The sequence below is a fragment of the Sphaerisporangium corydalis genome (assembly GCF_025506355.1).
Lineage (GTDB): Bacteria > Actinomycetota > Actinomycetes > Streptosporangiales > Streptosporangiaceae > Sphaerisporangium > Sphaerisporangium corydalis.
Genome location: NZ_JANZYP010000001.1, coordinates 158,873 through 171,158 on the forward strand (window position 1 = coordinate 158,873; position 12,286 = coordinate 171,158).

Sequence of the window (12,286 nt, forward strand, 5' to 3'; positions counted from 1 at the left end):
GGGCCGGGCCGCCTGGGCGGGTGGCGGGCTCAGGGGCGGCGGCTCAGGGGGCGGGCGGGATGTTGAGGTTGCGGCGGAACACGTTGTCGGGGTCGTAGGCGGCCTTGACCTCGCGCAGGCGCCGGTAGTCCCCGACGGTGTAGGCCGAGGGGGTCCTTGTGGGGTCGGACAGGAAGTTCAGGAACGCCACCCCGGTGGCGTGGGCGCGCAGCACCGCCTCCAGCTCGGGCGCCCGCGCGCCGGGGGTGACCGACAGCGGCACCGTGCGGTGCCCCACCGGCCCGGCGCCCGGCCGGGGACGGGCCATCGCCCCGGCCCAGTGCCGCACCTCGACCGGCACCAGGGTGCCGGAGGTGATCGCCTCGATCACCGCGTCGGGAAGATGGTCGAAGAACTCCGCCTGCCGGCACCGGATGCCGCCCATGGCGGTGGCGGCGGAGGACGCGGGGCCCATCGCCTCCCACAGGGCCGGCCCGGCGGCCTGGCGCAGCGGGCGCAGCAGCCGTTCGGCCTCGGCGGCCTCCCCGGTGTACAGGGCCCGGATCGCCAGCACCCGGCGGCCGCGCAGCGGGCCGGGCACCTGGGCGGCGGCGGGCAGCGGGGTCAGCAGCACCGCGGTGCTCAGCTCGTCGGGGGCGCCGGCGATCCAGTCGCGGTACAGCGCCAGGGTGCCGGCGGCCCGCTCGGCCGGGAAGTACGCCGTGCCGGCGTACACCTGGGAGACCGGGTGCAGCCGGAACTCCAGGGAGGTCACCACGCCGAAGTTGCCGCCGCCCCCGCGCAGCGCCCAGAACAGGCTGGGGTGGCGGTCGGGGCTGGCGGTGACGTGGCGGCCGTCGGCGGTGACCACCTCGGCGCGCAGCACGTTGTCGGCGGCGAAGCCGTATTCGCGCGACAGCCAGCCGACCCCGCCGCCCAGGGTGGAGCCGGTGACGCCGACCGTGGGGTCGGAGGCCGACAGCGGCGCCAGGCCGAAGGGCGCGGCGGCGGCGATCACCTGGCCCCACCGGGCGCCGGGGCCGACGCGGGCGACGCGCCGGGCGGGGTCCACCAGGACCGTGGCCATGGCGGAGGTCCGCAGCAGGATGCCGTCGCCGGCCGGGACGTGGGTGCCGTGCCCGGTGGCCCGCACCGCCAGCGGGAGCGTGTGCTTGCGGGCGGCCACCACCGCGGCCCGCACGTCGGCGGGCCCCGAGGCCTCGGCGACGATCGCCGGGCGCGGGCCGGCCGTGCAGTGCCCCTGGCACCGTCCGGCGTCGTGGCCGGGGTCGCCGGGCAGGCGCAGCTCGCCGGCGAAGTCGCGGCGCAGCCGGCGGACGGCGGCGCGGGCGCCCTCGCCGGGGCCGGTGTCCCGCGCGGGCTGGTGCCGGTGGGCGTGCTGGGTCATCTCAAAGGCCTTCCCCTTGTGGTCGGTCGTGTCCGGCCGGGGGTGCGGCCTCGGCGATGACGGACACCCTTCCACCGACAGTTTTTATTGTCAAGGCTGCTGGAACTGTCGGACCCGCCGCCCGCCGCGCGCACGGACGGGCGCAGGGGCGCCGCGTGGCGGGTGACACCCCGGTTGACCTGGTGTGATTCCGGTACAGCGGGCCCGGGCCGGGGTACGGGCCCGGTATGGACCGTTCCGAAGAGCCCGGCCCCGCGCCCGAGGACCGGGCGGGCCCGGCGCCCGCACCGGCAGACCGGCCCCCGGATCGGACCGGCACGCTGCGCCCGCCCGCCCGTGCGGTGAGCGCGCGGCTGATCGGCGCCTGCGCCGGCGTGGTCGTCCTGGTGGCCCTGGCCGTCTACGGGGCGCTGCGCGAGATCTGGCCGCTGTTCTTCGTGTGCTGCGTGCTGACCGCCGTCACCGCGGCGTACGCGATCGTGGAGGGCGAACGCCTGCGCCGCGACGACGACCCCGCCGGCGCGGACTGACCGCCCGGCCGCCGGTCCGCCGGTCCGCCTGCCGTTACCGGCGGCCGCCGCCTGCTTCTAGCCGTGCCCGGCGGGCGGGCGGGTGCCGATGACGACGGTGGCGTTCAGCTCTTCTGACACGGTCAGGCGCGGGATCAGGCCGCAGGCGGCGGCGGCCCGCATGGCCGGCGGCGCCTGGGCGTCGCTGGTCTCCACCAGCACGTGGCCGCCCGGCGACAGCCACCGCGACGCCCCGGCGATCACCCGGCGCACCACGTCGAGCCCGTCGGCGCCGCCGTCCAGCGCCACCAGCGGCTCGTGCACGCGGGCCTCGGAGGGCAGCAGCCCGATCGCCTCGGTCGGCACGTACGGCGCGCAGGCCACCAGCACGTCGACGCGGCCCCGCAGCGCGCCCGGCAGCGGCTCGTACAGGTCCCCCTGGTACACCCGGCCACCGGCGGCGGCCAGGTTGCGGGCGGCGCACGCCGCCGCGCCGGGGTCGATGTCGGTGGCGTGCACCTCGGCCCGGCCCAGGGCCGCGGCCAGCGCGGCGCCGATCGCGCCCGAGCCGCAGCACACGTCGAGCACCACGGCCGCCCGCCCGCCACCGCCGGCGGCGGTGGCAGTGGTGGTGGCGGCGCGGGCCAGGGCGGCGGCCTGGGCGACCAGGAACTCGGTGCGGCGGCGGGGCACGAAGATCCCGGGGCCGACCGAGATCCGCAGGCCGCAGAACTCCGCCCAGCCAAGGACGTGCTCCAGGGGAAGGCCGGCGGCGCGCCGCCCGGCCATGGCGGCCACCTCCCCCGGGCCGGCCGCCGTGGAGATGATCAGCTCGGCCTCGTCCTCGGCGAACACGCACCCGGCGGCGCGCAGCAGGGCGACGACCGCGGGACGGGTCAGGGGCAGGGGGGAAGCGGGGGAAGGTGACATGTGGTGCGCCTTTCGGGATGCCGATGGGCGCCCCCGGTCACCTACGTCGGTCCGGCCGCACGTCCTGCGGAGGGAGCACCCAGCCTGGTGGAGCGGTAATGGGGCTCACCTCCTCGGTAGGTCCATCGCCGGCGCCGCCCACACTACCGGGTCGCCCGGAGGTCAGGGCGCGGGCGGCAGGGTGGCGCCGATCCCGGCGATGATCAGGTCGAGGCCGGCCTGGAAGTCGCGGTCGCGCTCGGGGCGCGGCGTCGCGGCGCGGCGGGCCTGCTCTTCCATGGTGAACCCGTTGACGTAGGCCAGGACGGTGTCGGTGGCCACGACGGCGGCCCGCTCGGCGGCGCCGGCCGCGCGCAGCACCTCGACGATGCGCATGAAGGAGGCGACCGCGTCGGGCCCGGGGTCGTAGAAGGTGGCCAGCAGGCGCGCGCCGTCGCGGTGGGCGAGCATGCCCTCGCGTCCCGAGGCGGCCATGGCGCGCAGGTGGCCGGCCCAGTCGCCCGCGGGGACGGCGGGCGCGGGGGCGCCGGCGACGATGTGGCCGACCATGGCGTCCAGCAGGGCGCGCTTGCTCGGGTAGTGGCGGTAGAGGGCGCCGGGCTGCACGCCGAGGCGCTGGGCGAGCCTGCGGACGGTCAGGTCGTCGATGCCCACCTCCTCCAGCAGGTCCAGGGCGGCGGTGAGCACCTCCTGTCGTCGCGACGCCATCATCGCGGCCTCCCTCCCACTTGTCGTGCGGCCGGTTCCCATCCTAGAGTGAACTTTGTTCACGTGAACTAAGTTCACTTCGATCATGAAGGAGAAGGGCCACGACCATGAAGGTCATCGTCATCGGGGCAGGACTCGGCGGGCTGGGCCTGGCCCACGCGCTGCTGGCACAGGGCGTTCACGCCGAGGTGTTCGAACGCGACACCGCCCTGACCGCCCGCTTCCAGGGCTACCGCGTCGGGCTGGGCGAGCAGGGGCTGGCCGCCCTGGAGCGATGCGTCCCGGTGCGGCTGCACCCGCTGCTGCGCGCCGTCAGCGGCGAGCTGACCGGGGACGGGCGCGTCGTCGGCCCCCAGCTGCAGGAGTACGGGTCCACCCCGCGCCAGGACGAGGGGCTGCTGTTCGACCGCCACGTCCTGCGGCACCTGCTGTACGCGGGCCTGGAGGAGCACGTGCGGTTCGGCGCCCGGCTGGAGTCCTATGAGTACCTGCCCGGCGGGGGCGTGCGCGCGTGTTTCGCCGGCGGCGCCACCGCCACCGCCGACCTGCTGGTCGGCGCGGACGGGATGGGCTCCACCGTGCGGCGGCGGCTGCTGCCGTCGGTGAGGATCCTGGACACCGGGATCGGCGGGGTGATCGGCCGCACGCCGATGACGGCGCGGCTGGCCGGGCTGGTGCCCGGCTGGAGCACCGTGGTGGCCGACGGCGATTTGCGGCTGTTCATTGGCAAGATGCCGTTCGCCCGCCCGCCCCGCGAGGCCGCCGCCGAGCTGGCGCCCGGCGTCGTCCTGCCCGACACCCGAAGCTACCTGCGCTGGGTGCTGCTGCTGCCCGATGACCGCCCCGGCCCCTGGCAGGACGCCGAGGAGCCCGAGGACGGCATCGACGTGGTGGCCGGGCTCGTCGCCGGCTGGCACCCGCTGCTGCGCGAGATGATCGCCCAGGGCGACCGCGACAACAGCGGCATGGGCCCGATCCGGTACGCCGACCCGATCGGGCCGTGGCCGGCCGGGCCGGTCACGCTGCTCGGCGACGCCGCCCACCCCATGCCGCCCGGGGGGCTCGGCGCCAACCTCGCCTTCGGCGACGCGGTGTCGCTGGCCGGGAGCCTGGGCGCCGTGCGCGAGGGGCGCGCGGAACTGCTGGAGGCGGTCGCCGGGTACGAGGAGCGGATGCGCCAGGCCGCCGCGGGGGTGCACGCCGACGCCATGGGCACCCTGGACATGATCACCGGCGCGCGCGGGCGCTGAGCCCCTCGCGCGCCCGCCCGGCCGGCTACCCGGCGCGGGAGGTGATCTCCCGCATGGCGCGTTCGGCGGCCTCGGCGTCGCCGGTCTGCACGGCCTGGGCCACCTCGGCGTGCAAGCGGATCGCCTCCGGCGCCGGGTCGCGGGCGCGGCCGGTGAGCACCTGGGCGACCACGGTGGCCAGCGCGCCCAGCATGTCGTTGCCCGAGGCCTCGAGCAGGGTGGTGTGGAACAGGATGTCGGCCCGCAGGTAGGCGTCGCGGTCGCCGGACCTGCCGTGCACGGCCATCGCCATGACGGCGCCGGTGAGCTCGCCGCACTGCCCGGGGGTGGCGTGGCGGGCCGCCAGCGCGGCGGCCACCGGCTCGACGCCGCCGCGCAGCTGGTCCAGCGAGCCCAGCAGCCGCGTGCGGCCGGCGCCGTCCAGGCGCCAGCCGATGAGGCGGGGGTCGAACAGGTTCCATCCGGCGCGCGGGGCGACGGTGACCCCGACGCGGCGGCGGCTGGTCACCAGGCCCATCGACTCAAGGACGCGGACGGCCTCGCGGATCACCGAGCGCGACACCCCGAAGCGCTGTTCGAGCTGTTCGATGCGCAGCACCTGGCCCGGGGGGAACGCCGCGGAGGTGATCAGGACGCCCAGTTCGTCCAGGACGCTGCCGTGCAGTCCCGCATTGATCTGTTCTTTGGCCGCCACAAGGGCCCATACTGCCACGCCGGGTCGTGTCCAGCGGCCCAGGAGATCAAAAAGTATGATTAATCAGGGGTCGCCTCTTGATAACAGATGATTATTCGTGGCACCCTTTCGGGCAGTTACCTGGAGAGGCGCCTCATGAACCCCACCGATCCTCCGCCCCCGACTCCCCCGGCCCCCCCGCCCCAAACCGCCCCGGCCCCGCTGCTGGTCGTCATGGGCGTGACCGGTTCGGGCAAGACGACCGTCGGGGAGGCACTGAGCCGGCGGCTCGGGGTGCCGTTCGCCGACGCCGACGACTTCCACAGCCCCGCCAGCATCGCCAAGATGTCGGCCGGCGTCCCGCTGCAGGACGCCGACCGGCTGCCGTGGCTGCGCTCGATCGGCGCCTGGCTGGCCGGGCACGCCGCCACCGGCGCGGTGGCCAGTTGCTCGGCGCTCAAGCGGGCCTACCGTGACGTCCTGCGCGCCTCGGCGCCCTCGGTGGCCTTCGTCCACCTGCACGGCGACCAGGAGACGGTGCGCGCGCGGGTCGCCGCCCGGCCCGGCCACTTCATGCCCGCCTCGCTGGTGGCCTCCCAGTTCCAGACCCTGGAGCCGCTGGAGCCCGGCGAGCACGGCGTCGTGCTCGACCTGCGCCGCGGCGTGGAGGAGCTGGTGGAGGACTACCTGGCCGCGGCGGGCGCCCGCCCGGCCACCGACCCCCGGGCGTGAGTTGACCCCCCACCTGATCGCCCAGGCCGCCCCCGCGGCCGTCCCCGCCGGGCGGCTGCTGCCCGCGGCGCTGATCGGCATCGCCCTGATCGTCGTGCTGATCACCCGGTTCCGCCTGCACCCCTTCTTGAGCCTGACCCTCGGCTCGCTGACCGTCGGCGCCATCGCGGGCGTGTCGATGACCGACGTGGTCAAGAGCTTCACCGACGGGTTCGGCGCCACCGCGGCCGGCGTCGGCACCCTGATCGCGCTCGGCGCGATGTTCGGCAAGCTGCTGGCCGACTCCGGCGGCGCCGACGAGGTCGTGGACACCATCGTCGGCCGCTCCAGCCCCCGCACGCTGCCGTGGGCGATGGCGGGGGTGGGCGCGCTGATCGGCCTGCCGATGTTCTTCGAGATCGGGCTCGTGCTGCTGATGCCGGTGATCTTCCTGGTGGCGCGGCGGTCGGGGCTGTCGCTGATCCGCGTGGGCATCCCGGCGCTGGCCGGGCTGTCGGCGATGCACGGCCTGGTGCCGCCGCACCCGGGGCCGCTGGTCGCCATCGACGCGCTCAAGGCCGACCTCGGCATCACCCTGGGCCTGGGTGTGCTGATCGCGGTGCCGACGGTCGCGATCGCCGGCCCGCTGTTCGCCCGGTTCGCCGCCCGCTGGGTGGACGTCCCGGCGCCCGAGCTGTTCGCGGCCCGCCAGGAGCCGGGGCCGCAGGAGCGCCGGCCCTCGTTCGCGGTGACGCTGGCCACCGTGCTGCTGCCGGTCGTGCTGATGATGGGCAAGGCCGTGGCCGACCTGGTGATCGCCGAGGGCTCGGTGGCGCGCACCGCGCTGGACTTCCTCGGCACCCCGCTGGTGGCGCTGCTCATCGCGGTCATCGTGGCGATCTTCACCCTGGGCCTGGGCGCGGGCATGGACCGCAAGGCGATCGCGGCCACCCTGGAGGGGGCGCTGCCGCCGATCGCGGGCGTCCTTTTGATCGTGGCGGCGGGCGGCGGCTTCAAGCAGACCCTGGTCGACACCGGCATCGGCAAGCTGGTGGCCGACTGGGTGCAGAACAGCGGCCTGTCGGTGCTGCTGCTGGCCTGGCTGGTCGCGGTGCTCATCCGCCTGGCCACCGGGTCGGCGACGGTGGCCACCGTCACCGCCTCGGGCATCCTGGCCCCGCTGGTCACCACCATGGACACCGGGCACACCTCGCTGCTGGTGCTGGCCATCGGGTCGGGGTCGCTGTTCTTCTCCCACGTCAACGACGCGGGGTTCTGGCTGGTCAAGGAGTACTTCGGGCTGAGCGTGGGGCAGAACCTGAAGACCTGGTCGGTGATGGAGACGGTGATCTCGGTGGTCGGCCTGGTGTTCGTGCTCCTGATCAGCCTGGTCATCTAAGATCATCGCAACCGGCCGGTCGGGGCGCCGCGTGCTACCCTCGACAGTCGTTCGCCCGATATGGGGGCTTTGTCGGCCTCGGTGCCGGGCGGGCGGCGGTCAGGTCCGTACGGCGAGGTGAGGGCGAGGATCGGTGGAGATCGAACAGACCGCGCTGCCGGGCATCGGGCTCAAGCACGAGTTCACCACCCACACCGGCCGCAAGATCGCCGTGGTGTCCCACCGCGGCGGCCGCCGCGACCTGGTCCTGTACGACAGGCACGACCCCGACCGGGCGTGCGAGGCCATCCAGCTCAACGACGAGGAGGCCGACGCCCTGGTCGAGCTGCTGGGCGCCCCCCGCATCGTCGCCCGGCTCAACGCCCTGCACCGCGAGGTCGAGGGCCTGGTCAGCGTCCAGCTCCCCATCCCGCCCGGCTCACCCTACGCCGGCCGGCCCATGGGCGAGGCACGGGTGCGCACCCGCACCGGCGCCTCCCTGGTCGCCGTCGTCCGCGCCGGGCAGGTGCACACCAGCCCCACCCCCGACTTCCCGCTGGCCGCCGGCGACGTGGTCGTGGTGGTGGGCGGCACCGAGGCCACCTCCGCCGTCGCCGACATCCTCACCGGCGGATAGGCCCGCGTGCACACCGCTGAACTGTTCGTCGAACTCGGCGCCATCGTGCTGGCGCTCGGCGTGCTCGGCGCGCTCGCCCTGCGCGCCGGCATCTCCCCCATCCCGCTGTACCTGCTGGCCGGCCTCGCCTTCGGCCAGGGCGGCATCCTGCCCCTGGCCACCAGCGAGAGCTTCATCGCGGTGGGCGCCGAACTCGGCGTGGTGCTGCTGCTGCTGACCCTGGGCCTTGAGTACAACGCCGACGAACTGGTCACCAGCCTGCGCGGCAACGCCCGCGGCGGCCTGGCCGACCTGGTGTTCAACGCCGCCCCCGGCGCCGTCGCCGCCCTGGTCCTCGGCTGGGGCCCGGTCGCCGCCTTCGCCATGGCCGGGGTCACCTACGCCACCTCCTCCGGCATCACCGCCAAGGTGCTGTCCGACCTCGGGTGGATCGGCAACCGCGAGACCCCCGTGGTGCTGTCGCTATTGGTCTTCGAGGACCTGACCATGGCGCTGTACCTGCCGATCCTCACCGCCATCCTGGCCGGGGTCAGCCTGGCCGGCGGCGCCATCACCGTGGCCATCGCCCTGGCCACCGTCAGCGTGGTCCTGCTGGTCGCCCTGCGCTACGGGCGGATCATCGAGGCCTTCGTGTCCAGCCCCAACTCCGAGGTGCTGCTGCTGAAGGTCGTCGGCCTGGCCCTGCTGGTCGCCGGCGTGGCCCAGCAGCTCCAGGTGTCGGCCGCCGTCGGCGCGTTCCTGGTCGGCATCGCGCTGTCGGGCGAGCTGGCCCACGAGGCCCGCGCCCTGCTGACCCCGCTGCGCGACCTGTTCGCCGCGGTGTTCTTCGTCTTCTTCGGCCTGCAGACCGACCCCGCGGCCATCCTGCCCATGGCCGGGGTGGCGGCGCTGCTGGCCCTGGTCAGCATGGTCACCAAGCTCGCCACCGGCGCCTACGCCGCCCACCGCGCCGGCATCGGCCGCGCCGGGCAGGCCCGCGCCGGCATCGCGCTCATCCCGCGCGGGGAGTTCAACATCGTCATCGCCGGGCTGGCGGTCGCCGCCGGCACCCACCCCGACCTCGGGCCGCTGGCCGCCGGGTACGTGCTGATCCTGGCCGCGTTCGGGCCGCTGGCCGCCCGGCTGGTCCAACCCCTCATCACCGCCATCGCCCGCCGCGCCTGATCCTCCACCCCCGGACAAACGGACACCAGGTCGCTTTCCCGGCGCCCCGGCGGGGGTACACCGACCACATGGCCGAGTTTCTGATGGACATCCAGACCCTGCGGGACCGGGCGCGCGCCGAGATCGGCAAGGGCCCGGTGACCGCGGCGTACGGGGCCGACCTGCCGAGGGTCATCGAGGTGTGCAACGAGGCGCTGGCGACCGAGATCGTCTGCGTCCTGCGCTACAAGCGGCACTACTACACCGCCACCGGGATCCTGGCCGAGCCGGTGGCCAGGGAGTTCCTGGAGCACGCCGCCGACGAGCAGCGCCACGCCGACCTGCTGGCCAACCGCATCTCCCAGCTCGGCGGCGACCCCGACTTCGACCCCGCCCGGCTGAGCACCCGCGCGCACACCCAGTACGACGCGAGCCTCGACCTCATCGAGATGATCAAGGAGGATCTGATCGCCGAGCGGGTGGCCATCGCCTCCTACACCGAGATCGCCCAGTGGCTGGGCGACGGCGACCCGACCACCCGGCGGTTGTTCGAGGAGCTGCTGGCCGACGAGGAGGACCACGCCGACGACCTGGCCAACCTGCTGGAACGCCTCCCCCGGGAGATCGCCGCGATCCGCCCCGCCTGACGGCCGCCGCCGGTCGCCCGGCACGGCCCGGCGGCATCCTCGGCCGCGTGCCTGCGGGCCCGGGGGGCACGCGGCTCAGCCGTGGGGGTCCAGGTGGATCGCCGCGGTCGGGCACACGCTCGCGGCCTCGGCCACCGCCGCGTGCAGCGCCCCGCCCGGGGAGGGGTCGAGCAGCACCACCACCCCGTCGTCCTCCCCCTGGTCGAACACCTGCGGGACCAGCAGGACGCACTGGCCCGCCCCGCAGCACCTGTCGCGGTCGACGGCCACCTTCATGATCGTTTCTTCTTTCCTCGCGGTCGGTGCCCGGTCCATGCGTCGTCCCGCGCCGGTCACGGCGGGGAGGTGACCGGGGCCAGCCACAGCCCGACGATCGCGTCGATCAGCCCGACCGCCGTCGCCTCCCAGGTGGCCCGCGCCGGTTCGGTGCCCTCGTGCAGGGCGCGTTCCCGCTCGGCCAGCATGTGCACGATCAGCAGCCGGCTCATGTCGCCTCGTTCGCGCCTGACCCCCTCGGGCAGGGCCGGGACCAGCGCGAACAGACCCTCCAGGTTCCGCCGCATCGAGGGGGTGGCGACCACCTCGGCGATGACGATCTGGCGGAGCGCGGGCTCGGTGTCCGCCTGCGCGATGAACCGGGCGTACCAGGTCGGGGCGCCCAGGGACGCCAGGTGGCCGGTGGTCGGGCGCACCAGGCAGGCGACCCATTCGCGCAGGTCGGGTGAGCCGTCGATCGCGGCGAGCAGCTCCAGGCGGCGCCGTTCGGTGGCCGCGGCGTGGTGGCGGGCGATCGCGCGCACCAGGTCGGCCTTGGTGCCGAAGTGGTAGCCCACCGCGTAGTTGTTGGACTGCCCCGCCGCCTCGCCGATCTGGCGGTTGGAGACCATCGCGATGCCGTGCTCGGCGAACAGCCGCTCGGCGGCGGCCAGGATCGAGGCGCGGGTCTCGCGTCCCCGCCCGGGCCTCACCGGGGGTGCCGTCATGGTCACCAGCTCACGGGCACCTGGCGCAGGCCGCCGACCAGCAGGCCCTCGCGGCGGGCGAGCGCGCCGGGCGGCACGGCCAGCTCCAGGGTGGGCAGGTCGCGCAGCAGCACCTCCAGCACCGCCTGCAGCTCGGTGCGGGCCAGCGCCTGGCCCAGGCAGGAGTGCGGGCCGACGCCGAACGCCAGGTGGGCGTTGGGGGTGCGGCCCAGGTCCATGGCGTCGGCGTGCTCGAACGCGCCCTCGTCGCGGTTGGCGGCGCCCATGCTGCAGACCACCGTGCTGCCGCGCGGCAGCGTCCGGCCGCCGACCTGGAGGTCCTCGGTGAGGTAGCGGGGCATCCCGAACCCGGGGTTGGCGTCGAAGCGCAGCACCTCCTCCACCGCCGGGCGGACCAGCGAGGGGTCGGCGCACAGCCGCTCCCAGCGCGACCGGTCGGCCAGCAGCATCGCCGCCATCTTCCCGATCATGTTCGCCGTGGTCTCGTGCCCGGCGACCAGCAGCCCCTGCCCGGTGCCGAGCACCACCGTCTCGGTCAGCCGCCCGTCGGCGGCGTCGACGATCGCGATCAGCTCGCTGAGCAGGTCCTCGCCGGGGTCGGCCCGCCGGGCCGCGATGTGGGCGCGGAAGTAGCCGGCGAACTCCTCCTGGGCGGCGTCGATCTGCTCCTGGCCGTACCGCGTCATGCTGAGCATGGTGTCCGACCAGTAGGCGAACCTGTCGCGGTCGGCGTCCGGCACCCCGAGCAGGTCGCAGATCACCCACACCGGCAGCGGGAAGCCCAGGCCTGCCACCAGGTCGGCGGGCGACCCGCGCTCCACCATGTCCGCCACCAGCCGCCCGGCCATCGCCTCCACGCGCGGCCGCATGGCCAGGACCCGCTTGGCGGTGAACGCCCTGCCGACCAGGCGCCGCCACTGCTGGTGCGCCTCCCCGCCGCCGCCGGCCAGGCCGCCGGAGGCGACGCCGAACACCCCGCCCGAGGCGTTGGCGGTGACCCGGGCGGCGTCCTCGGCGTCGAGCCTGCGGGTGAACCGCGGATCGGACAGCACCTGGCGCACGTCCTCGTACCGGGTCAGCAGCAGCGCCTGGTCGCCGCTGGCCAGCCGGATCGGGGCCACCGGGCACTCCTGTCGCAACCGCTCCCACTGCTCGGGCGGTTCCAGCGGGGCCTGGCTGCGGAACGGGTACTCCTGGGGGCCGGACTCACTCACCGAAGCCTCCTGCGCGTCGAGGACTCCCCTCATCTAAGCCACGTGACTTACTTAAGTCAACCGACTCATTCCAACGGGCCCGGCCCCGCAGGAGCGGGGGCCGGGCCCGGCGCGCG

Annotated in this window: 14 protein-coding genes; 7 read left to right on the plus strand and 7 right to left on the minus strand. The window is 75.0% G+C overall.

Annotated features, from left to right (window positions below; translation table 11 throughout):
• Positions 1-43 precede the first annotated feature (43 nt).
• Positions 44-1,387 carry an FAD-binding oxidoreductase gene (locus tag NYZ98_RS00720; protein WP_262840435.1) on the minus strand — a complete coding sequence of 448 codons (1,344 nt, stop codon included), beginning with the start codon at positions 1,385-1,387 and terminating at the stop codon, positions 44-46.
• Positions 1,388-1,614: 227 nt separating this feature from the next.
• Between NYZ98_RS00720 and NYZ98_RS00725 the strand changes: the two genes are divergently transcribed.
• Positions 1,615-1,917 carry a hypothetical protein gene (locus NYZ98_RS00725; protein WP_262840437.1) on the plus strand — a complete coding sequence of 101 codons (303 nt, stop codon included), beginning with the start codon at positions 1,615-1,617 and terminating at the stop codon, positions 1,915-1,917.
• 57 nt (positions 1,918-1,974) lie between these two features.
• Here NYZ98_RS00725 and NYZ98_RS00730 read toward each other — a convergent pair whose 3' ends face one another.
• Positions 1,975-2,826 (minus strand): putative protein N(5)-glutamine methyltransferase, encoded by an 852-nt coding sequence (locus NYZ98_RS00730; RefSeq protein ID WP_262840439.1) that lies wholly within the window; start codon positions 2,824-2,826, stop codon positions 1,975-1,977.
• Between the two features lie 162 nt (positions 2,827-2,988).
• The gene (locus NYZ98_RS00735) at positions 2,989-3,534 is read right to left on the minus strand and encodes a TetR/AcrR family transcriptional regulator C-terminal domain-containing protein (RefSeq protein WP_316249511.1); all 546 of its coding nucleotides are present in this window, start codon (positions 3,532-3,534) and stop codon (positions 2,989-2,991) included.
• A 107-nt stretch (positions 3,535-3,641) separates the two neighbouring features.
• Here NYZ98_RS00735 and NYZ98_RS00745 point away from each other — a divergent pair, with 107 nt between their 5' ends.
• Positions 3,642-4,784, plus strand: coding sequence for an FAD-dependent oxidoreductase (locus NYZ98_RS00745; RefSeq protein WP_262840441.1), 1,143 nt, complete (start codon positions 3,642-3,644; stop codon positions 4,782-4,784).
• Positions 4,785-4,809: 25 nt separating this feature from the next.
• On the opposite strand, the gene NYZ98_RS00750 is transcribed toward NYZ98_RS00745, so the two are convergent.
• Entirely contained in the window at positions 4,810-5,478 is a 669-nt protein-coding gene (locus NYZ98_RS00750) for a FadR/GntR family transcriptional regulator (RefSeq protein ID WP_262840443.1), read from the minus strand.
• Between the two features lie 213 nt (positions 5,479-5,691).
• Here NYZ98_RS00750 and NYZ98_RS00755 point away from each other — a divergent pair, with 213 nt between their 5' ends.
• The 5 genes from NYZ98_RS00755 (at position 5,692) to NYZ98_RS00775 (ending at position 9,973) form a co-directional block, all read left to right on the plus strand.
• On the plus strand, positions 5,692-6,189 hold the full coding sequence (locus NYZ98_RS00755) for a gluconokinase (protein WP_407696417.1): 498 nt from the start codon (positions 5,692-5,694) through the stop codon (positions 6,187-6,189).
• Position 6,190: 1 nt separating this feature from the next.
• Positions 6,191-7,567: a GntP family permease gene (locus NYZ98_RS00760; protein WP_262840445.1), complete on the plus strand. Its 1,377-nt coding sequence runs from the start codon at positions 6,191-6,193 to the stop codon at positions 7,565-7,567.
• A gap of 133 nt (positions 7,568-7,700) precedes the next feature.
• A complete protein-coding gene (locus NYZ98_RS00765) occupies positions 7,701-8,183 on the plus strand; it encodes a cation:proton antiporter regulatory subunit (RefSeq protein ID WP_262840446.1) in 483 nt (160 codons plus the stop codon).
• 6 nt (positions 8,184-8,189) lie between these two features.
• Complete coding sequence (locus tag NYZ98_RS00770; protein ID WP_262840448.1) at positions 8,190-9,347, plus strand: cation:proton antiporter; 1,158 nt, start codon at positions 8,190-8,192, stop codon at positions 9,345-9,347.
• A 68-nt stretch (positions 9,348-9,415) separates the two neighbouring features.
• On the plus strand, positions 9,416-9,973 hold the full coding sequence (locus NYZ98_RS00775; protein ID WP_262840450.1) for a ferritin-like domain-containing protein: 558 nt from the start codon (positions 9,416-9,418) through the stop codon (positions 9,971-9,973).
• 75 nt (positions 9,974-10,048) lie between these two features.
• Here NYZ98_RS00775 and NYZ98_RS00780 read toward each other — a convergent pair whose 3' ends face one another.
• Genes NYZ98_RS00780 through NYZ98_RS00790 form a run of 3 tightly spaced genes read right to left on the minus strand, consistent with a single transcriptional unit; the run spans position 10,049 to position 12,203 of the window.
• On the minus strand, positions 10,049-10,249 hold the full coding sequence (locus tag NYZ98_RS00780; RefSeq protein ID WP_262840452.1) for a ferredoxin: 201 nt from the start codon (positions 10,247-10,249) through the stop codon (positions 10,049-10,051).
• A 56-nt stretch (positions 10,250-10,305) separates the two neighbouring features.
• On the minus strand, positions 10,306-10,956 hold the full coding sequence (locus NYZ98_RS00785; protein WP_262840453.1) for a TetR/AcrR family transcriptional regulator: 651 nt from the start codon (positions 10,954-10,956) through the stop codon (positions 10,306-10,308).
• A 2-nt stretch (positions 10,957-10,958) separates the two neighbouring features.
• On the minus strand, positions 10,959-12,203 hold the full coding sequence (locus NYZ98_RS00790; protein ID WP_456115243.1) for a cytochrome P450: 1,245 nt from the start codon (positions 12,201-12,203) through the stop codon (positions 10,959-10,961).
• Positions 12,204-12,286: the final 83 nt, after the last annotated feature.

Bases quoted from the DNA above. Each gene is read 5' to 3' on its own strand.
- NYZ98_RS00720 (WP_262840435.1), bottom strand. From the start codon at position 1,387: ATGACCCAGCACGCCCACCGGCACCAGCCCGCGCGGGACACCGGCCCC.
- NYZ98_RS00725 (WP_262840437.1), top strand. From the start codon at position 1,615: ATGGACCGTTCCGAAGAGCCCGGCCCCGCGCCCGAGGACCGGGCGGGC.
- NYZ98_RS00730 (WP_262840439.1), bottom strand. From the start codon at position 2,826: ATGTCACCTTCCCCCGCTTCCCCCCTGCCCCTGACCCGTCCCGCGGTC.
- NYZ98_RS00735 (WP_316249511.1), bottom strand. From the start codon at position 3,534: ATGGCGTCGCGACGACAGGAGGTGCTCACCGCCGCCCTGGACCTGCTG.
- NYZ98_RS00745 (WP_262840441.1), top strand. From the start codon at position 3,642: ATGAAGGTCATCGTCATCGGGGCAGGACTCGGCGGGCTGGGCCTGGCC.
- NYZ98_RS00755 (WP_407696417.1), top strand. From the start codon at position 5,692: ATGGGCGTGACCGGTTCGGGCAAGACGACCGTCGGGGAGGCACTGAGC.
- NYZ98_RS00775 (WP_262840450.1), top strand. From the start codon at position 9,416: ATGGCCGAGTTTCTGATGGACATCCAGACCCTGCGGGACCGGGCGCGC.
- NYZ98_RS00780 (WP_262840452.1), bottom strand. From the start codon at position 10,249: ATGAAGGTGGCCGTCGACCGCGACAGGTGCTGCGGGGCGGGCCAGTGC.
- NYZ98_RS00785 (WP_262840453.1), bottom strand. From the start codon at position 10,956: ATGACGGCACCCCCGGTGAGGCCCGGGCGGGGACGCGAGACCCGCGCC.
- NYZ98_RS00790 (WP_456115243.1), bottom strand. From the start codon at position 12,203: ATGAGGGGAGTCCTCGACGCGCAGGAGGCTTCGGTGAGTGAGTCCGGC.